This window comes from Rathayibacter sp. PhB186 (assembly GCF_003751825.1).
Taxonomy (GTDB): domain Bacteria; phylum Actinomycetota; class Actinomycetes; order Actinomycetales; family Microbacteriaceae; genus Rathayibacter; species Rathayibacter festucae.
The window spans coordinates 1-19698 of sequence record NZ_RJKO01000011.1; the positions used below are offsets into that span (position 1 = coordinate 1).

Consider the following 19698-nt stretch of genomic DNA (forward strand, 5'->3'; position numbering starts at 1 on the left):
ACGCCCTCCGAACCCTCGCGACCCTCGGCTACGACGTCACCCTCACCCCCAGAACCGCGTGAAAGGTCACCATCCCTTTCCAAGTAGATCCACCGTTCTGCAGGACTTCGGGTCTCTATACGCCGCTCCGCGGCTACTCGACCAGCACGAGTCGGCTCACCGCCTGCAGATCGGACAGCCCGGCCCACGGCCGGTCCCCTGCTGATCAGGCAGCCAGCGCATCGCGCGGTCCATGCTGATCGATTAGCCCGCATCGCGGGCGTATCGAGATCCACCCTCTGCAGACGCCGGGTCTCGATACGCCGCTCCGCGGCTACTCGACCAGCATGAGTCGCCGTACTCGCGCACACCTCTCGCCCTGACAGTGCACCGTCGGGCCACCTCCGGCACGCGGATCACCCTCCGGCACGCGGGAACCGCCCGATTCCACGAGCCCAGGCCGATTTCACGAGCCCGAGTTCAGCCCCTGCCACCTCCGGCACGCGGAACGACCTCCGGCACGCCGGAACCGCCGGATTCCGCGAGCCCGGGCCGAGACCACGAGCCGAAAGGTCACGCCCGGCGGCGAAGCCCGCGCAGCCGCAGCGTCAGCGGACGGAGTCGCGGCGCGAGCGCTCGCGCACCCGCTCGATGTGCACGCGCATCGCCGCCGCCGCCGCCTCCGGGCCGGCCGCGAACGCGTCGACGATCGCCCGGTGCTCCAGCACGGCGTCGTCCGCGTCGCTGACGCCGGTCTGCACGGTCTGGCGCATCCGGTGCACGCGCGTGGAGATCGCCTCGGACATGTCGATCAGGAACGGGTTGTGCGTGCCCTCGAAGATCAGGTGGTGGAAGTTCCAGTCCACCGCGAAGTACTCGCGCAGCAGCGCCACCGGCAGCTCGCCCTCGGTCGAGGCCGCGCGCACGACGGCGGTCATCGCCTCGTGCGCGGCGAGCGCCTCCTGCAGCCGCGGCACCAGCGCCGCCTCGTGCGCCGACGCGAGCGCCGCCGCGCCGCTCTCGAGCACCAGCCGCGCGTCGAAGAGCGCATCGAGCTGGTCGTCGGCGAGCGGCGGCGCCACCCGGTAGCCCTTGTTGGCCACCCGGGTGACGAGGCCGGTCCGCTCCAACTGCACGAGCGCCTCGCGCACCGGCGTCGGCGAGACGCCGAGCTCGCGCGCGACCGCGTCGATCGACAGGCGCATGCCCGGCTCGATGTCCGGGCCGAGCAGCACGTCGAGCACGCGCTCGTAGACGTGGTCGCGCAGCCCCCGCCGCTCGATCGACTCCGCGCCGGTCAGGCGGAACACGGCGTCGGTCATCACAGCCTCGCGGGTCGGTGCGGAAGGGGCGCGCCGCGGATCACCCGGTTCGGGGCGCTCGGCACAGCGGTCGGCTCAGCTTACGCAGTCGCTCCCGAGCGCTCGTACGCGACGATCTCCTCCACCTTCGCGGCCGAGGCGCTCGACTCGTCGAAGACGTAGCCGAGCCACTCGCGCACGTTCCGCCGGGCGACCTCGATGCCGACGACGCGCTGCCCCATGCAGAGCACCTGCGCGTCGTTCGAGAGCACGCCGCGCTCCACCGAGAAGGAGTCGTGCGCCGTGACGGCGCGGATCCCCTCGACCTTGTTCGCCGCGATGGCGACGCCCAGGCCGGTGCCGCAGATCAGCAGCGCCCGGTCGGCCTCGCCGCGCGCGACCAGCTCGGCCGCCGCGATCGCGACGCTCGGGTAGGGCGTGTGCGACTCCGCATCGACCCCCACGTCGACGACCGAGACGACCCGGTCGTCGGCCTCGAGATCGCGCTTCAGGATCTCCTTGTAGTCGTAGCCGGCGTCATCGGATCCGACGACGATCCTCCAGGTGGTGCTCATGCGGTCTCTCCCTCGGTTGTGGACGGTGCAGTCGTGGTCGGTGCAGTCGCGGACGGTGCAGTCGTGGACGGTGCAGTCGTGATCGATGCGGTGCCGGAGGCGGCACCGAGCTGCGGCGCGATCGCCTCGACGATCAGCGCGAACGAGATCGCGCCGGGGTCGGGCGTCCCGAGCGACTTCTCGCCGTGCGAGCGCGCGCGGCCGAGCCCGGGCATCAGATCGGACGTGGCGTCGGCGGCCGAGCGAGCGGCCACCGCGGCGGCGCCCCACGCGTCGGCGAGCGCGTCCCCCGCGCCGGCTCGCTCCGCCAGCGTCTCGGCGAACGGCACCAGCGCGTCCACCATCGTCTTGTCGCCGACGCTCGCCTTCCCGTAGCCGCGCACGGCGTCGGAGGCGGCGGTCACTCCCGCGCTCACCTCGCGCGCGCTCACGGCCCGGTCGTCGCCGAGCGCCTCGCCGACACCGCGGAGGATGACCCCCCAGAGCGCTCCGGAGGTCCCGCCCGCGCGGTCCGACCAGGCGTCGCCGGCCCGGGTGAGCAGCGTCTGGGCGCCCGCCCCGCGCTCGAGCACGTCGGCGGCCTCCTGCGCGGCCGCCCGCGCCCCGCGCTGCATGCCGATGCCGTGGTCGCCGTCGCCCGCGATCGAGTCCAGACGGCCGAGCTCGTCGGCGTTCGCGTCGATCACGTCGCGGATCGCCGCGATCGCGTCGGACAGCCGTGCCGCCGCGGCGCGCGACTCCTCCGAGGCCTCGCCGACCTCGGCAGCGACCTCCTCGGCCTGCGTCGCGGTGACGGCCACGAGCGCGCCGCCGTCGACCGCCCCGGTCCGGAAGGCCGGGGTGTCGCTCGGCGCCGTCCACAGCGTCTCGAGCTCCTCATCGACCCAGAACAGCGTCAGCGAGACGCCGGCCATGTCGAAGCTGGTGCAGAACTCGCCCACCTGCGGGTCGACGAGGGTGATCCCGCGCGCCTCGAGCAGGTCGGCGATCGTGCTGAAGACGACGAACAGCTCCTCGCTCTTCACCGAGCCGAGCCCGTTCAGCACCGGGACGACCCGGGCGCCGTCGACGCTCACGCCCTCGGGGATCTCGGCGTCGGCGAGCAGGTGCTTCACGAACAGCTCGGCGAGCTCCGCGGCGCTCGGGATGTCGACCTCGTCGATCCCGGGCTCGCCGTGGATGCCCAGGCCGACCGCCATCCGACCCTCGGGCACCGAGAACAGCGGCTCGTCGGCCCCGGGCAGCGTGCAGCCGGTGAAGGCGACGCCGAGCGAGCGGGTGCGCGCGTTGCCGAGCACGGCCACCCGCTCCACGTCGTCGATCGCGTAGCCCGCGGCGGCCGCGGCCCCGGCCACCTTGAAGACGGTGAGGTCGCCGGCGATGCCGCGGCGCTTGTGCGCCTCCTCGGGCTTCGCGCTGAAGATGTCGTCGGTCACGGTGACGGTGCGGCAGTCGATGCCGTCGGCCCGCACCGCGTCCTGCGCGGCGGTGAAGTGCAGCACGTCGCCGGCGTAGTTGCCGTAGCTGAGCAGCACGCCGCGGCCCTGCTCGCTCGCGCGGATCACCGACTCGACCTGGTGCGCCGACGGCGAGGCGAAGAGGTTGCCCATCGCGGCGCCGTGCGCGAGGCCGGGCCCGACCAGTCCGGCGAAGGCCGGGTAGTGGCCGGAGCCGCCGCCGATGACCACCGCGACCTCGGGCTCCTCGGAGCGGGTCGAGCGGGAGACCCCGCCGACCACCTTGCGGACCCAGCGGCCGTTGGCGCGGACGAAGCCGTCGACCATGTCGTCGGCGAAGTCGGCGGGTTCGTTCCAGAGACGGGTCATGCTCGTCGGCTCCTCATCATCGAGTGCGCCGGCCCTCCGGCCGGACCCGTCGATCCTATAGGATTTTCACCGCTCGCTCCAGGCGGCCGAGGCAGGCCGCCTACTGCCGCCCCACCGCCAGCGCCTCCTCCTCGACATCGAGGAACGCCAGCGCGCTGCGCACCGCCGGCTCCTGGTAGCGCCCCTCGGCGCGCGCCTTCAGCACCGCCTCGCGCTCGGCCGCGATCATCACGCGGCGCAGCCGGTTGTAGGAGTGGGTCAGCGGCTCCGCGCCCTCCCCCTCCGGCGGATTCTCCAGCGCGTCCGCGAGGAACACCGCGTTCCGCCGCAGCCGGTCGAGCACCCGCTCCTCGACCCCGTCCTGCGGCTCCTGGTCGAGCCGCGCGAGACCCGCCGACTGCGCCTCCGCCAGCAGCATCTGCTTCTCGACGTGCTCCTGCTGCTCGTTCGGCGCCGGCAGCTTGAGCAGCCGGAGCACCCGCGGCAGCGCGAGCCCCTGCACCAGCGTCCCCGCCACCACCACGAACGCCAGGAACTGCAGGAACGCCCGCTGCGGCGTCTCCGCCGGCAGCAGGAACGCGGCCGCGAGCGTGACGACCCCGCGGATTCCGGCCACGGACACCCCGAGCGCGGTCGGCCAGGTCCAGCCGCGCTGCTGCAGCCGCCGCGGTCCGTGCCGGAAGAGCACGGTGGTCAGGCACATCCAGAGCACCCGGCTGCCGATCAGCGCCGCGAGCAGCGCCGCACTGATGCCGATCCCCTGCCAGACGCCGATGTCGGAGTCGGCGGTCGCCGCGACCACCGAGGACAGGCTCAGCCCGATGAAGAGGAAGACGGCGTTCTCGAGCAGGAACTGGATGGTGCGCCAGTTCAACGACTCCGCGATCCGCGCCTGGGCCGACTGGATGACCGGCGCCCGGAAGCCGAGGAACAGCCCCGCGACCACGACCGCGAGCACGCCCGAGCCGTGCAGCAGCTGCGCCGGGATGAACGCGACGTACGGCGTCACCAGCGAGAGGCTCGTGTCGAGCACCGAGGAGGACACCTGCTTGCGCACGAAGCCGAGGACGACCGCGATCAGGATCCCGACCCCCGCGCCGACCACGACGGCCAGCACGAAGTCGAGCGCGATCCCGCCGGGCGTCACGGTGCTGACGATCGCGAGCAGCGACGCGTTCAGCGCCACCAGCGCGGTCGCGTCGTTGAGCAGGCTCTCGCCCTCCAGCACCGTCAGCATCCGCCGCGGCAGCCGCAGCCGCCCCGCGATCGCGGTCACCGCCACGGCGTCGGTCGGCGCCACGATCGCGCCGAAGGCCAGGGCCGCGGCGATCGAGACCGCCGGCACCACCGCCCAGGCGACCGCGCCGACCACCAGCACCGTGAAGACCACGAGCCCGACCGAGAGCAGCAGGATGCTGTCGCCGCGGGCGCGGACGTCGAGCACCGAGGTGCGGATCGCCGCCGCGTAGAGCAGCGGCGGCAGGATCCCGTAGAGGACGACGTCCGGCTCGACCACCACCTCGGGGATCCCGGGGACGAAGGAGGCCAGCGCCCCGACGGCGACCAGCGCCACGGGTGCCGACCAGCCCGCCTTGCCCGAGAGCCCCGTCACCAGCACGGTGACGACCACGAACGAGACGATCCAGATGATGGCGACGACCGGTTCCTCCACGCGGCTCCCTCCCGAGAGCCGAGCCTAGGCCCGAGGGCCGACGCTAGGCACCGGCCTCGTGGATGTCGCGGGCCTTGGTCACGCGCCCCGCGTCGACCGGGTTCATGCCGAGCACGATCTTGCCGCGGGAGTGCCGCTTCTCGAGGTCGTCGAACGCGTCCTGGACGAAGCCGTAGGGGTAGAAGCCGGAGACCAGCACCCGCAGCTTCTGGTCGCGGACCAGCGCGACCAGCTCGCCGAGGATCTCGGTGTCGCGCCGCGCGGTCTCGGCGTCGGGCCAGACGGCGCGCAGCTCGATCTCCTTGCGGTCGTCGCTGGAGTGGAAGCGGGCCGGCTCGATCCCGAGCTCCTCGGCCAGCGCCGCGTTGTCGCCGCCGAAGTTGTCGAGGAAGACGGTCACGCCCTTCGGCGCCGCGGCGCGGATGCGGTCGGCGATGCCGTCGCCGTAGACGATCGGCTTCACGCCGATCTGGCGGAGGTAGTCGAAGTTGCGCTCGCCGCAGGTGCCGAGCACGGTCGCGCCGCGCAGCTTGGCCAGCTGGATCTCCATGCTGCCCACGCCGCCCGCCGCTGCCGAGACGACCACGGTGTCGTCCGGTCCGATGTGGGTGGCCTCGATCGCGCGCCAGGCGGTGACGCCGGCGAGGAAGAGCGCGCCGCCGACCTCCCAGCTCACCGAGGCGGGCTTGGCGACCAGGTTCTCCCGCGGGACGACGATGTGGGTGGCGTGCGAGCCGACCAGCGCGTGGCCGACGACGTCGCTGCGGAGCTTGAGGTCGGTCACTCCCTCGCCGAGGCCGACGACGATGCCGGAGAAGTCGGTGCCCTGGCGCATCGGGAAGGCCGCGGAGTGGTCGGAGTCGAACATCCCGCGCCGGATGAACGCCTCCATGTGGTTCACGCCGGCTGCGAGGACCTCGACCAGCACCTCCCCCGGCCCGGGCTGGGGCCGCGCGATGTCGGCGATCTCGAGCACGTCCACGCCGCCGAAGCGGGAGAACTGGACGGCACGGGCGGAGTCGGAGCGCAGACGGGACATGCGCTCATCATCCGCCCCCGGCGGCGCGACCCCGTGACCCCCGAAAGGGGACGTGCGACGCCGGAGGGGCCGATCGGGCCGTCAGGCGACGGTGGCGGCGTCCTCGTCTGCGACGGCGTCCGGGCAGTAGAGCTGCGTGCGCGGGCCGCTGCGGTCGATCACGTGCTCCGACATCAGGCGGCCGCAGAGCGGGCAGGCGCGGCCGGCGGGAGCCTCGGGCTCGGGCTGGTCGTAGGGCCCGAGCGGCGGCGGGCCGAGCCAGGGGAAGAGCCGCGCGTTGAAGCGCTGGTAGAGGGAGCGGGTCGGCTTGGCCATATGCTTAGTGTACTAATGATCAGTGCGCGAGGGGAAAGGGAGGACGAATCCGTGGAGGACGAAGCCGTGGTGACCGATCCTGTGGACACCGACCCGCTCGCCCTGCGGAACCAGGTCTGCTTCTCGCTCGCCGTGGCCGCCCGCACCGTCATCGGCCTCTACCGCCCCGTGCTCGAGCCGCTCGGCCTCACCCACCCGCAGTACCTCGTGATGCTCGCGCTCTGGGAGCGCGCCCCGCGCTCGCTCGCCGACCTCGGTGCCGCCCTGCGCCTCGAGCCCGCCACCCTCAGCCCGCTGGTGAAGCGCCTGGAGGCCGGCGGCTACGTCACGCGCGCCCGCAGCACCGAGGACGAGCGCCGCCTCGACGTCGCGCTTACCCCGGAGGGAGCCGCCCTCCGCGAGCGGGCGCTCCAGGTCCCGCCGCAGATCGTCGAGCGCCTCGACCTCCCCCTCGACGAGCTGACCACCGTCCGCGACACCCTCACCCGCCTGATCGGCGCCGCCACCCGCCCCTGACGCTGCGGCGCGAACCGACTCGCCCGAGACGGCTCGTTCTCGGGGTGGAGAACGAGCCTTCTCGGGCGAGTCGGTGCGGCTCCGGCGCCCCTGCGCGTCGGAGACTTCCGCTTGCAGAACGAAGGTCTCAACCGAGAAGAGCGGTTCAGGGGTGTGCACACGGCACGCCCCTGAACCGCTCTTCTCGGTTCTCAGTAGCTCAGTTCGCGACGCGGAGCGTGATCGCCGAGCTGGTGGTCACGTTGCCGGCCTTGTCCTGGGCCTTGGCCGTCACCTGGTAGCTGGCGTTCGGGTAGGACTTGGAGTTGGCGGACAGCGTCCACGTCCCGTTCGACTGCAGCACGCCGTTGCCGAGCTTCGTGCCGCCGGCGTAGAACGCGACGGCCGTCACTCCGACGTTGTCGCTGGCCGAGGCCACGAGGCGGATCGAGCCGACGACCGTGGTGTTGGTCGAGGGCGACGTGATGCTCACCGTCGGCTTCTGCGTGTCGGTCGCCGGCGGGGTGGTCGGCGTCGCGGTCGGCGTCGGGGTGGCGGTCGGCTTCGGAGTCGAGGTCGGGGTCGCCGTGGGCGTGGCCGTCGGAGTCGCGGTGGGCGTCGCCGTCGGAGTCGCGGTCGGCGTGGCCGTCGGCGTCGGGTCCGGCGTCGGAACGGTGCCGACGGGGATCGTGCTCACCGCGTAGCCGAAGTAGCGGCCGGCGACGGGGCGGGTCGGGTCGCCCTGGAAGGTGCGGCCGCGCTCGGTCGCCGCCTTCGCCTGGGCGATGACCTGGGCGCGGACCTGCGCCGGGCTCTTGCCCGCGCACGATCCACCGGCGGCCATGCAGTCGAGGACGACGCCGCTGGTGCCGGCGGCCGCCATGCTGGTGCCCGACTGGATGTAGGCGTAGGTGCCGCCCTTCTTGGTGGTGTACGGGCACATGCCGGGGGCGGCGATGGTGTGCTTCTGGTCAGCGGCCGAGACGGCGAAGTTGCTGTTGGTCGAGACCGCGTCGTCCTTGGTCTGGACGCCGCAGGGCGCCGTGCCGAGTCCGCCGGGCTTGCCGTCGTAGTTGGCCATGTTGGTCACGGCGAGCACCTCGTCGTAGGCGGCGGGGATCCAGCCCGCGAGGTCCTCGGAGGTGTTGCCCGCGGAGCCGACGGAGACGATGCCCTTGGCCTCGAGGTCGCAGATCGCCTGGTGGATCACGTCGCCGTTCGAGCGGCCGCAGTTGCCGTCGTCGGTGCCGTAGGTGGCGAGCGACATGTTGACGACCTTGATGTTGTACTTCGCCGCGTTCGCGGACACCCAGTCGAGGGCGCACATCAGGGTGCCGGTGTTGCCGCGGTTGTTCGCGTCGAGCGCTCGGACCGAGTAGATCGGAGCGCCGGGCGCGACGCCGACCGAGCCGGAGTCGTTGTCGTAGGCGGCCATGTAGCCCGAGACGCCGGTGCCGTGGCCGTTGGCGTCGGCGGCGGTGCCCGAGCCGAAGCAGTTGATCTGCTCCTTGAGGTTGTAGTCGGGGTGCGCACTCACGCCGGAGTCGATGACCGCGACGGCCGGGCCGGTGTAGTTCGTCACTCCGTCGCCGGCGCGCACCGGGGCCTTGTCGGCCTCCGCGGTGAGCACGTGCGAGGGGGTCGTCTGCGCCTGGCCGTCGACGACCTGGTCGGCGGGGGTGATGCCGAGGACGCGCGAGTCGGCCTCGAGGACCGCCTTCTGGCGCTCGGTCAGCGGGGCGGTGAAGCCCGCGACGCCGCCCTCGAACTGCACGTCGTCGGCGACGCCGAGCGCGCGGACGACCTGCTCCGAGATCGAGCTCGAGTCGACCGACACGAGGTACTGGCCGGTCGTGGCGGCCTGGGCGGGGGCGGAGCCGGCGAGGGCGATGCCGGCGGTCACGGCGAGCGCGGTGGCCAGGCCGGCTGCGCGCCAGAGGCGCGAGCGGGCCGGCGGCGCGGCAGTGCGGGAAGTGGACACGGGTTCCGTCGATTCTGTCGGCGTCTCGGCCGACCTGTCGTGGTGCGGGCGGGTCGACGCAGGCACTCCGAGCGAGCGCCCGCGCCGCTGCAGCGGGGCTCGGGTCAGAGGCCGGGAGGCGGCGGAACGGTGCAGATCCCTCCGAGCGTCGACGGGCGGAACCCGTCGGCTCCCCCCATCGGAGTGACCTGTCTTCGACTTCAACAGACTTCGGGCGATTTCACAGCGTCGAGGGTGGCCCCAGTTCGAGGGTGATTTGACCCCCTGTCCCACAGATGGGGACCTCATTGGAACCGCTTGCCCGACAGCTGCGGAAATGCCCGGTCACAGCGCGGGTTCAGCGCTCGTCCGGCTGGAACGCGGGCGGCTTGACTGCCCCCGGCCACGGAGTAGTGTCGTCGCTCGTGACACACGAGGGCCCCCCTTCGGGCGCGAAGGCGTCCCCCACCGGTGCGGACGACGCCGACGCGAACGAGCTCCGCACCGCGAAGCACTTCTTCATCGGCGAACCGCTCTCCAGCGACAAGCTCGAGGGCCAGCTCCTGCAGAAGCGGCTCGCCCTCCCGATCTTCGCGAGCGACCCGCTCTCCTCCGTGGCCTACGCGCCGCAGGAGCTGCTGATGATCCTGCTGCTCGGCGGCCTCTCCTTCCTCACCTTCGCGCCCTGGGTCGCCGGCTGCGTCGTCGTCCTGCTGGTCGTCGTCGTCCTCAGCTACCGGCAGCTGATCAAGGCCTACCCCTCGGGCGGCGGCGACTACGAGGTCGCCCGCACCAACCTCGGCGAGACGGCGGGGCTGACGGTCGCCGCGGCCCTCCTGGTCGACTACGTGCTCACCGTCGCGGTCTCGGTCGCCTCCGGCGTCGACAACATCATCTCCGCGATCCCGGCGCTTGCCCCGCTCCGGGTCGAGCTCGCGATCCTCTTCGTGATCCTCCTGGCCGCCGTGAACCTCCGCGGCGTCTCGGAGTCGAGCAAGGCCTTCGCGGTCCCCACCTACCTCTTCGTCGCGAGCGTCTTCGTGATGGTCGTCGTCGGCCTCGGCCGCGCGGCCTTCGGCGACGCCCCGATCGCGGAGTCGGCCGGCTACACGGTGCAGGGCGAGCAGCTCACTCAGGCCGCGATCGTCCTGCTGCTGCTGCGCTCCTTCGCCAGCGGCTGCGCCGCGCTCACCGGCGTCGAGGCGATCTCGAACGGCGTGCCCGCCTTCCGTGTCCCCAAGGTCAAGAACGCGCAGCGCACCCTCGTCGCGATGGGCACGATCGCGATCGTCCTCTTCGTCGGGCTGACCGCTCTCGCCCTGCTCTCGAACGTGCACTACGCCGAGAACGCCTGCCACCTCGTCGGCTTCACCGACTGCGCGACGACGCCGCAGCGCTCCGTGATCGCGCAGGTCGCGGCCGCCACCTTCGGCAACAACACGATCCTCTTCTTCGTGATCCAGGCCGCCACCGCCGCCGTCCTGCTGCTCGCGGCCAACACGGCGTTCAACGGCTTCCCGCTGCTGGGCTCGGTCCTCGCCCGCGACGGCTACGCGCCCAAGTCGCTGAACACCCGCGGCGACCGCCTCATCTACTCCAACGGCGTCATCATCCTGGCGCTCGTCGCGGCGATCATCCTGCTCGTCTACCAGGCCTCGCTGACCAGCCTGGTGCAGCTCTACATCATCGGCGTCTTCGTCTCCTTCACCCTCGGGCAGTCCGGCATGGTGAAGCACTGGATCCGGATGATCAAGAACGGCGAGGGCTCGCGCACCGTCAAGACGAGCCTCGCGATCAACCTCTTCGGCGCCACGCTCACCTTCGCCGTGCTCGTCGTCGTCACGATCACGAAGTTCACCCACGGCGCGTGGCTCGTCTACCTGGTGATGCCGATCCTCGGCGTGCTGATGGCGGGCGTCTACCGCTACTACCGCGATGTGGAGAAGGAGATCGAGGTCGACCCGACCACGACCTTCGGCGCGAACGGCGACCACGCCGTCGTCCTCGTCGGCCGGATGAACAAGCCGACGCTCAAGGCCCTCGACTACGCCATCGCCGCGCGGCACGAGTCGCTGGAGGCGGTGCACTCGTCGATCGACGACGCGCAGACCGCGCAGCTCAAGGCCGACTGGGCGCGGATGGACATCGAGGTCCCGCTGCGCTGCATCGCCTCGCCGTACCGCGACATCTCGTACCCGCTGATCAAGTACATCAAGGCGCACCGCCTCGAGCACGGCTCCGAGATCATCACCGTCTACATGCCGCAGTACATCGTCGGGCACTGGTGGGAGGGCTTCCTCCACAACCACAAGTCGCGCCGCATCCGCCAGAAGCTGCTGCTCGTGCACGGCGTCACCGTCGCACTCGTGCCGTGGCTGCTCGACTCCTCCGAGCTGATCTACGGCCGCCGCTCGCGACCGATCCCCGGCCAGTCCCGCCGCGGCGAGCCCGTGCGCCCCGTCACCCGCCGGCCCATCCCGCCCGCCTCCGTCCTGCCCAAGGGCGCGGCCGGCGAGGGCGCCCCGCGCAGCGGCTCGCGCACCGCCGCGGCCACCCGCCCGAAGAAGCCCGCCGGCAAGGGCGGCGGCAAGCGCCGCTAGCCCGGCGCCCGCCGGCGACGCCGCCGTGGACGCGAGCCGCGGCTCGCGGCTGGACCGTCGGCCGCCGCTCCCGCCTCATGCTGATCGAGTAGCCCGCGCAGCGGGCGTATCGAGATCCACCAGCGCCGGGAGACGAGCACGCAGACCCACCCTGCTGGTGATGGTGGGTCTCGATACGCCCCTGGCGGGGCTACTCGACCAGCATGTGCCGGGCGCGGGCGCGTTGAAGCGGCGTGATCGTGCAAGACCGCATCCGCAGACAGGTAGAGGGCCCGCGGCGACTCGCCGCGGGCCCTCGATTTCCCCTTGTGCCTTCCCCCGAAGGCGGCCCGCCCCAACGGGCCGTCATCGACGCTATCGGCGGGCTATGCACCCGCGCATCCTCCTCACGACGGATCCGCGTCAGCCCCCTGGCGTGGTGCGACGCCGAGCGCGAGGTGCCAGAGGACGGCCACCGCGAGCAGCGCGGCGGTCGTCCAGACGACCGTGAGGACGGCCGCGTCGACGACGTAGGAGCGGTACGCCTCCTCGAACGGGTCGAGCCCCGAGCCCGAGAGCACCACGCCCGCCGGGACGACCGCGGCGGCGAGGACGGCCGTCCACGCTGCGACCCGCGCCGGGCCGCGGTGGTCGACGGCGACGTGGTGCGGCCGGCGGGCGACGTACCAGACGAGAGCGCCGATCCCGAGACCCACCAGCCCGAGCACCCCGCTCGCGTACTGCGCCCACTTGTAGCCCGCGAACGGGCCGAGCTCCTCGCGGAGGAAGGGCAGGGCCGCGACGAACGGACCGCCGTCGTGGGTGAAGGCGTCCCAGAGCACGTGCGACGCCGCGCCGATCACGATCCCGACCACCGCCAGGACGATAGCCGCCGTCCTCGCCCGCGCGGTGCTCGGCGGTGCCGGCGGCGGCCGCAGGCGCACCCGGACGATCCACGGCGCGAGGTCGCGCCAGGCGGGCCGGAGCAGCACCAGCCAGAGCACGAGGCCGACGGCGCCGACCGCGAGGTCGACCGTCACGACCCCGAGCATCGAGTGCGTCGCGTCCCGCGCCCAGCGCAGCGGCAGGTAGAGGCCGATGTCCGGGGCCATCGCGCCGATCGCGACCGCCGCGGCGGGAATGCGGCTGTTCGTGAACGCCAGAGCGACGACGGCGTGGCTCGGCGTGAACGGCATAGTGCACGGTATCCCGTGCGCACCTCGCTCCGGCGGTCCCGGACGCCCACCGCACGGCCCCCGCCCGGGGAGCTCGGAGCGCCGCGACCGTAGAATCGTCCGGACGTCCGGCCCTCCGGGCTGGTCGAGGCGACGGATCGGAGCGGGTGTGCGGAAGGCGTTCGCGATCCTCCGTCTCGCGCTCGCGGGTCTGGGGGCCGTCGGGCTCGTCGGCGACTTCCTCTACACCCTCGGCTTCCGGCTGTTCCAGATCGACAACTTCTTCGCGTACTTCACCACGCAGTCGAACATGGCCGGCGTCGTCGTCCTCGGACTCTCCGGCATCGTCGCCCTCGCCCGCGAGCGCGAGCCGCGCTGGCTCAGCACCCTGCGCGCGCTGGTCCTGACCTACATGGTCGTCTCGGGCATCGTCTTCGGGCTGATCGCGGTGGAGGCGAACAACCGCGGTGTCCGCGTCGACGTGCCGTGGTCGAGCGCGCTGCTGCACTTCGTCATCCCGACGCTCGCGCTGCTCGACTGGCTCCTCGCCCCCGGCCGCCGCCCCGTCGCCTGGCGCGGCACCCTCACCGTGCTCGGCTTCCCGATCGTCTGGGGCGTGATCACGCTGGTGCGCGGCGCGCTGATCGGCTGGTACCCCTACTTCTTCCTCGACCCCGCCCAGGTCGACGGCCCGGTGATGTTCGTCGTCTACGACGTGATCGTGCTCGGCCTGATCTCGGGCATCGCGGCCTTCATGCTGGCGCTCAGCCGGGTCCGGCCGCTCGGTGCGGCGCGCGCGACGGAGTGGCGCGGCCCGCTCGCCCGGCTGCGCGAGCGGCTCAGCCGGCAGCGACGGCGAACGGCGTGAGCGCCGACTGCGCGACCACGAGCAGCTCGTCGTCGCTGAGCGACTGCAGCGACAGGGCCTGATCGGCGCCGACCAGCCCGACGAGCACCGCCTCGCCGGTGGACGGCTCGAGGTTCAGCCACTCCGTGATCCCGGCCGCCGAGCCCACCAGCGACCAGCGCGGGGGCAGGGCCGGATCGGTGTCCCAGAACGGCTCGTCGAAGCGGAGCCAGAGCGTCTCGGCGACCCCGGAGCCGATCGCCGCGATCGCGGTGCGGTGCGCGAACGGCAGCGGCGGATCGAACGCGATCGCGTCGCTCTGCAGCACCCCGATCGGCACCGTGACGAGGACGCGGTCGGCGGTGAACGACTCCCCCGTCGCGAGCCGGATGCTCGCGCCGGTGTCGCTGTAGCCGATGCCACTGACGGCCGCGCGCAGCGAGATCTCGACGTCGGTCAGCAGCGTCTCGACGAGGGGCGCCAGGCCGTCGGTGAGGACCGCGGAGGCCTCCTCGGAGGAGTCGGCGACGTCCTCCGCGGTGCTGGCGGCCGAGGCGTCGCCCAGCCCGTACCAGGCGGAGAGCTCGGCGGGTGCGGCGCCCGTGCGCAGCACCGGGCCGCCCGCGAGGAACGCGGCGAGGCGGGCGGCGTCGCCGTCCCCGCTGCCGGGCTCGACGGCCGCCGGGTCGGGAGCGCCGGAGCCGGCGAAGGCATCGGCGAGCGGCAGGTCGGTGGGCTGCTCCGCCGCCCACTCGAGCGCACGGGTGAGCGCCTTCGCGGCGGTGTCGCCGACGTCGGGCCGGTCGCCGTCGTCGGTGCTCGAGAGGACGGTCGCGAGGTCGACGGCGGAGGTGGTGATCCCGGCGTCGAGGACGCTCTCGCGCAGCGCGGGGCCGGCGCCGACGAGCGCCCAAGCGCCGCTGTCGACGGCGATCGGCCAGCCGTCGGGGGTGCTGGTGGCGATGCGGCCGCCGACGCGGTCGCGCGCCTCGACCAGCGCGACGTCGTAGCCGGCGTCGAGCAGGCGGCGGGCGGCGACGGCGCCCGCGAGACCGGCGCCGATGATCGCGATCCGCTCGCCCTCCTCGGCGATCGCGGCGATCTCGCCGGCCGCGCGGACCCCGGAGTTCCAGGCGCCCTGCAGGGTGCCCGGCTCCTGGGAGTCGGTGGCCTCGCCGGCGAAGAACAGGCGGTCGAGCACGTTCCCGGCCAGGTCGTCGCGGTGCTCGGGGGTGGCTCCGACCGCGAGGTAGGAGACGGCGCCGAGTGCGTACGGGTCCTCGGCCCAGCCGGAGCGGACGAACGCGGCCGGCGTCGGCACGGCGGTGGTGCTGGGCGTGGGCACCGGGGCCTCGGTGACGGAGCGCGTGGGGGTCGGCCGCGGCGGAGTGCAGCCCGCGAGGACCAGGAGACCGGCGCCCGAGGCGGCTCCCGACAGGAAGAGGCGGCGTCCGATCGTCATCCCCGTCATCCTACGTTCTCGCCGCCCGGCGGGAGCCGCGGACACGGGCCGCCCGGCGGACGCTCGATCCCGAGTGGTAGACCTGTCCCATGAGCAACGACATCCGCGAACTCTCCGAGGGCGAGAGCTACCTCGCCTTCTTCCAGGGCGGGCCGTTCGACGGCCAGACCGAGACCCGTGTCAGCACCGAGGGCGGCTACGAGAAGTCGGTCGACGTCTACGCCGCCGTCGACGGCCAGGAGACGCACCTCGTCTACACGTCCGTCTCGGCGAAGGAGGTCGGCGAGTCGGTCCACGTGACCTACGCGCTCGACGCCCCCGACTCCGACCCCGTCGAGGACCCGGAGGACCGCGGCGGCGGATTCCAGTAGTCCGCAGCAGCGCCTCCCCGTCTTCCAGCGGGAGCACGGACGCCGTCCCGGTCGCGATTCGCGATCCGGGGCGGCGTCTTCGTCTGCGCCCGGAGGCTCTTCATGACGAACCGTGACGTCGCCCAGGTCCGCTCCGAGTCCGCGTCCCTACGATCGCGCCGGAGCGTCCGATCCACGGCCGCCTGGACGGAGACGACGATGCCCACCGAGCAGACCACCGCGACGATCGGCGCGCAGACCGCCGACTTCACCACCGGCTTCAATGAGACGATCGGCGACGAGCTCGCAACGGTCTTCGCGAGCGAGCAGGCCGACCTCGTCGAGAACGGCGTCCCCGCCGGAGCCGTCGCGGCCGGGGAGCGGCTGCCGAGCGCGACCGTGGTCACCGAGGGCGGCGAGAGCGTCGCGCTCTCCTCCCTCCTCGGCGACGGCCCGGCCGTGCTCGTCTTCTACCGCGGCGCCTGGTGCCCCTACTGCAACATCACGCTGCGCCACTACGACGCGACCCTCGCCCCCGAGCTGGCGAGCCGCGGCATCGCCTTCGTCGCGGTCAGCCCGGAGACGCCCGACGCCTCCGCCACGCTGGGCGGCGAGCTCGGCTTCACCGTCGTCACCGACCCGGGCAATGCGCTCGCCACCGAGCTCGGCATCGTCACCGCCCCCAGCGACGCGGCGATCGAGGCGCACACGGCGCTCGGCTTCGCGGTGAAGGACTCGAACGCCGACGACACCCCGGCGATCCCGTTCCCGACCGTCCTGGTGCTCGACGCCGAGGGCGTGGTCCGCTTCGCCGACGTGCACGTCGACTACACGACGCGCACCGAGACCGAGGCGATCCTCGCCGCCGTCGACGCGCTCTCGTAACCAGCACGGGGAGGGGCTGTCAAGGGCCCCTCCCCTCACGGCTCGCTCCCCATCCGCGGCGCCACACTCCTTCGAACAGACAGTTGACGCCGATCCACGGCGCCGGAAGGAGCACGACTCATGGCAGAGATCACCGCCCACCACGGCCTCTTCAAGGACACGGACCTCCACGTCGACGACACCGGCGGCTCGGGTCGCCCCGTCGTCCTGATCCACGGCTGGCCCCTGTCGGGCGAGTCCTGGAGCGAGCAGGTCCCCGCGTTCGCGGCGGCCGGCTTCCGCGTCATCACCTACGACCGCCGCGGCTTCGGCCGCAGCGACAAGCCGCTCACCGGCTACACCTACGACACCCTCACCGAGGACCTGCACACGCTGCTCACCGAGCTCGACCTGCAGGACGTCACGCTCGTCGGCTTCTCGATGGGCGGCGGCGAGGTCGCCCGCTACTTCTCGAAGTACGGCACCGAGCGCCTGCACAGCGTCGTCTTCGCGTCGGCCGTGCCGCCGTACCTGATGAAGACCGACGACAACCCGGACGGACCGCTCGAGAAGTCGGCCGCCGCCGAGATGACCGCCGGCCTCACCAAGGACGAGGACTCGTTCTACGAGCAGTTCACCACCGAGTTCTTCTCGGTGAACGGCGAGCTCAAGGTCACCGAGGCGCAGCGCCAGGACGCGCTCGCGCTCGCGAAGCAGTCGTCCAAGCACGCCGCGCTGGCCTGCATGGCCGCGTTCGCCGGCACCGACTTCCGCGAGGACCTGCCGAAGGTCACGGTTCCGACGCTCGTCATCCACGGCGGCGGCGACGGCACCGTCCCCTTCGAGGGCTCCGGTGCGCGCACGCACGCCGCGATCCCCGGCTCCGAGCTCCACGTCGTCGCCGGCGCCCCGCACGGCGTCAACGTCAGCCACGCCGAGGAGTGGAACCGCGTCGTCCTCGAGTTCCTGAAGAAGTAGCACGGAGGAAGGGGCGCTCCGCTGCGGCGGAGCGCCCCTTCCGTCTGCTCGGGATCTCGATACGCGCGCTGCGCGCGCTACTCGATCAGCATGGAGGCCGCGCTGCTCGCGCTGCTCCATCAGCCCTGACGGGCGCGGCGACGTCCATGCCGGTCGAGCAGCTTCGACGGGCGCAGGGAGGTTCATGCTGGTCGAGTAGCCGCGGCACGCGGCGTATCGAGACCCGGGAGCACAGCGCGCCGTGCGCGCCCTCGGCGTCAGCCCTTCTCCGCGCCCTCCGTGGTGTTCATGATCCGGCGCTGGAAGACGAAGAAGAGCACCGCGACCGGGATCGACATCAGCACCGCCGCGGCCAGCTGCAGCGGGTACTGGTTGCCCGTGCCCAGCTGCCCGGAGACCAGCGAGGCGACTCCGGTCGTCAGCGTGTTCAGCTCCGGCGACTGCCGCGAGACGACGAAGTGCGAGAACTCGTTCCACGAGCCCTGGAACGACAGGATGAACAGCGTCACGATCGCCGGCCGCGCCATGGGCACCACGATCGAGCGGAACGTCCGGAAGACGCCGGCCCCGTCGATCCGCGCGGCCTCCTCGATCGACAGGGGGATCGAGTCGAAGAACTGCTTCATGATGAAGATGCCCGCCGCGTCGACGATCAGCGGCACGATCATCCCCGCGTAGCTGTCGTAGAGCCCGAGCTGCTTGAGGATGAGGAACCGCGGGATCAGCAGCACCACCGCGGGCACGCTCATCACGCCGATGAACAGCGCGAAGAGCAGCCCGCGACCGCGGAAGCGCAGCCGCGAGAGCGCGTAGCCCGCGAGCGAGTCGAAGAACACCCGCCCGACCGTGACGAAGACGGTCACGATCACCGAGTTCAGCGTCCAGAGCGGCAGCGGCACGTCGGTGAACAGCCGCTCGTAGGAGGCGAACGACCAGGTCGCCGGCAGCAGCGACAGCGGGTTCGAGGTCGCGTCGGCGTCGGTCTTGAACGACGACGCCACCGAGATCAGGAACGGGTAGATGTAGACCAGCGCGAGGCCGATCAGCAGCAGGTAGCCGCCGATAAGCGAGGCGCGGCCGCGGGCACCGAGCTGCACTCGGCGGTGCGGCAGCGGCGCCTGGGGCGGCGGCTCCGCCTCGGTGCGCGGCTCGGAGTCGACCAGGGTGCTCATCGCACTCCTCCCGTCGTGAGGGTCGTCGCGGCGTCCGCGCGGGCGGCCCGGCGGGTCCGGCGGGCGCTCGGCTCGCCCTTCTCGCGGAGGATCGCGCGCTGCAGCAGCGTCAGGACGACGATGATGAAGAACAGGATGAAGGCGATCGCCGCGCCCTGGCCCCAGCGGAGGTCGGTGAACGACGACTCGTAGGCGAGGTACGCCGGCGTGAGCAGCGTCTTGCCCGGAGCCCCGCCGCCGGTGAGGTAGATCTGGTCGAACACCTGCCAGGTGCCGATCAACCCCAGGGTCAGCACGGTGAACAGCGTCGGCTTCAGCATCGGCAGGGTCACCGAGAAGAACTTCCGCAGCGGCCCCGCGCCGTCCATCAGCGCCGCCTCATCGATCTCGGCGCCGATGTTCTGAAGCGCCGCGAGGAACAGCAGCATGAAGGTGCCCGAGGTGGTGAAGATCGCCATGGTGATCAGCACGCACATCGCGACCGACGGACCGGACAGCCAGTCCCACCAGGTCAGCCCCAGCGGGGCGCCGCTGGCGAACCAGCTGCCGTCGACGCCGACGAGCCCGAGCAGCGAGTGCAGCACCCCGGTCGGGTCCGCCATCCAGGTCGGGCCGTCGGCGCCGAACCAGCCGAGCACCGCGTTCACGACGCCCGAGGCGCTGAAGAGGAACAGGAAGATCACGGTGATCGCGATCGACGAGGTCACCGAGGGGAAGTAGAACGCGGTGCGGAAGAAGCCGCGCCCGCGCAGCACCCGGCGGTTGACCTGCACCGCCAGGAACAGCGCGAGCGCGGTCTGCAGCGGCACGACGAGCAGCACGTAGTAGACGTTGTTGCGGATCGCCGTGCCGAAGTCCTTCTGCGCCAGCCCGGAGTCCAGGAGCACCGCCCGGTAGTTGTCGGTGCCGACGAACTGCGCGGTCGGGCCCAGCGGCGAGCCGAGGCCGTTCCAGTTGCTGACGCTCACCCAGAGCGCGAGGGCGATCGGGACGACCAGGAAGACGCCGACGACGAGGATCGCGGGGAGGGTGAACAGCCAGCCGTAGCGGGCCTCGTTCCCGCGGATGCCGGAGCGGCGGCTCCGGGCGGCGGTGGCGGTGCTCATCGG

At 72.3% G+C, this 19698-nt stretch carries 17 protein-coding genes; 6 read left to right on the forward strand and 11 right to left on the reverse strand.

The features are described 5' to 3' along the window. Positions 1-587: 587 nt before the first annotated feature. The 6 genes from EDF45_RS19405 to EDF45_RS19430 all read right to left on the reverse strand — a co-directional run bounded on the left by EDF45_RS19405 (position 588) and on the right by EDF45_RS19430 (position 6707). Positions 588-1301, reverse strand: a complete 714-nt coding sequence (locus tag EDF45_RS19405) for a GntR family transcriptional regulator (protein ID WP_123448089.1) — start codon at positions 1299-1301, stop codon at positions 588-590. 80 nt (positions 1302-1381) lie between these two features. Continuing rightward, the gene (locus tag EDF45_RS19410; protein ID WP_123741040.1) at positions 1382-1855 is read right to left on the reverse strand and encodes a ribose-5-phosphate isomerase; all 474 of its coding nucleotides are present in this window, start codon (positions 1853-1855) and stop codon (positions 1382-1384) included. Then, positions 1852-3681: a dihydroxyacetone kinase family protein gene (locus tag EDF45_RS19415; RefSeq protein ID WP_123741041.1), complete on the reverse strand. Its 1830-nt coding sequence runs from the start codon at positions 3679-3681 to the stop codon at positions 1852-1854. Before EDF45_RS19415 ends, EDF45_RS19410 begins: the two co-directional genes overlap by 4 nt. Before the next feature lie 100 nt (positions 3682-3781). Continuing rightward, positions 3782-5353 carry a sodium:proton antiporter gene (locus tag EDF45_RS19420; RefSeq protein WP_123741042.1) on the reverse strand — a complete coding sequence of 524 codons (1572 nt, stop codon included), beginning with the start codon at positions 5351-5353 and terminating at the stop codon, positions 3782-3784. A gap of 43 nt (positions 5354-5396) precedes the next feature. Further along, entirely contained in the window at positions 5397-6392 is a 996-nt protein-coding gene (locus EDF45_RS19425) for an NADP-dependent oxidoreductase (protein ID WP_123741043.1), read from the reverse strand. 81 nt (positions 6393-6473) lie between these two features. Next, entirely contained in the window at positions 6474-6707 is a 234-nt protein-coding gene (locus EDF45_RS19430) for a hypothetical protein (RefSeq protein WP_123741044.1), read from the reverse strand. Positions 6708-6788: 81 nt separating this feature from the next. Here EDF45_RS19430 and EDF45_RS19435 point away from each other — a divergent pair, with 81 nt between their 5' ends. Continuing rightward, a complete protein-coding gene (locus tag EDF45_RS19435) occupies positions 6789-7223 on the forward strand; it encodes a MarR family winged helix-turn-helix transcriptional regulator (RefSeq protein ID WP_123741053.1) in 435 nt (144 codons plus the stop codon). A 199-nt stretch (positions 7224-7422) separates the two neighbouring features. On the opposite strand, the gene EDF45_RS21490 is transcribed toward EDF45_RS19435, so the two are convergent. After that, positions 7423-9183 (reverse strand): Ig-like domain-containing protein, encoded by a 1761-nt coding sequence (locus EDF45_RS21490; protein ID WP_165909070.1) that lies wholly within the window; start codon positions 9181-9183, stop codon positions 7423-7425. A gap of 500 nt (positions 9184-9683) precedes the next feature. On the opposite strand from EDF45_RS21490, the gene EDF45_RS19445 reads away from it, so the two are divergent. Then, entirely contained in the window at positions 9684-11762 is a 2079-nt protein-coding gene (locus tag EDF45_RS19445; RefSeq protein ID WP_243582199.1) for an APC family permease, read from the forward strand. Positions 11763-12148: 386 nt separating this feature from the next. On the opposite strand, the gene EDF45_RS19450 is transcribed toward EDF45_RS19445, so the two are convergent. Beyond that, a complete protein-coding gene (locus EDF45_RS19450) occupies positions 12149-12937 on the reverse strand; it encodes a DUF4184 family protein (RefSeq protein ID WP_123741046.1) in 789 nt (262 codons plus the stop codon). 148 nt (positions 12938-13085) lie between these two features. Between EDF45_RS19450 and EDF45_RS19455 the strand changes: the two genes are divergently transcribed. Further along, complete coding sequence (locus EDF45_RS19455) at positions 13086-13784, forward strand: Pr6Pr family membrane protein (protein WP_123706324.1); 699 nt, start codon at positions 13086-13088, stop codon at positions 13782-13784. Here EDF45_RS19455 and EDF45_RS19460 read toward each other — a convergent pair. After that, on the reverse strand, positions 13756-15225 hold the full coding sequence (locus EDF45_RS19460) for an NAD(P)/FAD-dependent oxidoreductase (RefSeq protein ID WP_123741047.1): 1470 nt from the start codon (positions 15223-15225) through the stop codon (positions 13756-13758). The genes EDF45_RS19455 and EDF45_RS19460 overlap by 29 nt on opposite strands. Before the next feature lie 89 nt (positions 15226-15314). Between EDF45_RS19460 and EDF45_RS19465 the strand changes: the two genes are divergently transcribed. The 3 genes from EDF45_RS19465 to EDF45_RS19475 all read left to right on the forward strand — a co-directional run bounded on the left by EDF45_RS19465 (position 15315) and on the right by EDF45_RS19475 (position 17417). After that, on the forward strand, positions 15315-15596 hold the full coding sequence (locus EDF45_RS19465) for an oligoribonuclease (RefSeq protein WP_123448078.1): 282 nt from the start codon (positions 15315-15317) through the stop codon (positions 15594-15596). A 102-nt stretch (positions 15597-15698) separates the two neighbouring features. Continuing rightward, on the forward strand, positions 15699-16460 hold the full coding sequence (locus tag EDF45_RS19470) for a peroxiredoxin-like family protein (protein ID WP_260312379.1): 762 nt from the start codon (positions 15699-15701) through the stop codon (positions 16458-16460). 120 nt (positions 16461-16580) lie between these two features. Then, entirely contained in the window at positions 16581-17417 is an 837-nt protein-coding gene (locus tag EDF45_RS19475; RefSeq protein WP_123741048.1) for an alpha/beta fold hydrolase, read from the forward strand. A 257-nt stretch (positions 17418-17674) separates the two neighbouring features. Here EDF45_RS19475 and EDF45_RS19480 read toward each other — a convergent pair whose 3' ends face one another. Both EDF45_RS19480 and EDF45_RS19485 read right to left on the reverse strand, forming a co-directional pair. Then, on the reverse strand, positions 17675-18589 hold the full coding sequence (locus EDF45_RS19480) for a carbohydrate ABC transporter permease (RefSeq protein ID WP_123706320.1): 915 nt from the start codon (positions 18587-18589) through the stop codon (positions 17675-17677). Beyond that, complete coding sequence (locus EDF45_RS19485) at positions 18586-19695, reverse strand: carbohydrate ABC transporter permease (RefSeq protein ID WP_123741049.1); 1110 nt, start codon at positions 19693-19695, stop codon at positions 18586-18588. The genes EDF45_RS19480 and EDF45_RS19485 overlap by 4 nt, the downstream gene beginning before the upstream one ends. Positions 19696-19698 lie beyond the last annotated feature (3 nt).

Coding starts and splice junctions, on each gene's coding strand:
- EDF45_RS19410 (WP_123741040.1), bottom strand. CDS start 1,855: ATGAGCACCACCTGGAGGATCGTCGTCGGATCCGATGACGCCGGCTAC.
- EDF45_RS19425 (WP_123741043.1), bottom strand. CDS start 6,392: ATGTCCCGTCTGCGCTCCGACTCCGCCCGTGCCGTCCAGTTCTCCCGC.
- EDF45_RS19430 (WP_123741044.1), bottom strand. CDS start 6,707: ATGGCCAAGCCGACCCGCTCCCTCTACCAGCGCTTCAACGCGCGGCTC.
- EDF45_RS19470 (WP_260312379.1), top strand. CDS start 15,699: ATGACGAACCGTGACGTCGCCCAGGTCCGCTCCGAGTCCGCGTCCCTA.
- EDF45_RS19485 (WP_123741049.1), bottom strand. CDS start 19,695: ATGAGCACCGCCACCGCCGCCCGGAGCCGCCGCTCCGGCATCCGCGGG.
- EDF45_RS19480 (WP_123706320.1), bottom strand. CDS start 18,589: ATGAGCACCCTGGTCGACTCCGAGCCGCGCACCGAGGCGGAGCCGCCG.
- EDF45_RS19415 (WP_123741041.1), bottom strand. CDS start 3,681: ATGACCCGTCTCTGGAACGAACCCGCCGACTTCGCCGACGACATGGTC.
- EDF45_RS19465 (WP_123448078.1), top strand. CDS start 15,315: ATGAGCAACGACATCCGCGAACTCTCCGAGGGCGAGAGCTACCTCGCC.
- EDF45_RS19460 (WP_123741047.1), bottom strand. CDS start 15,225: ATGACGATCGGACGCCGCCTCTTCCTGTCGGGAGCCGCCTCGGGCGCC.
- EDF45_RS19475 (WP_123741048.1), top strand. CDS start 16,581: ATGGCAGAGATCACCGCCCACCACGGCCTCTTCAAGGACACGGACCTC.
- EDF45_RS19405 (WP_123448089.1), bottom strand. CDS start 1,301: ATGACCGACGCCGTGTTCCGCCTGACCGGCGCGGAGTCGATCGAGCGG.
- EDF45_RS19450 (WP_123741046.1), bottom strand. CDS start 12,937: ATGCCGTTCACGCCGAGCCACGCCGTCGTCGCTCTGGCGTTCACGAAC.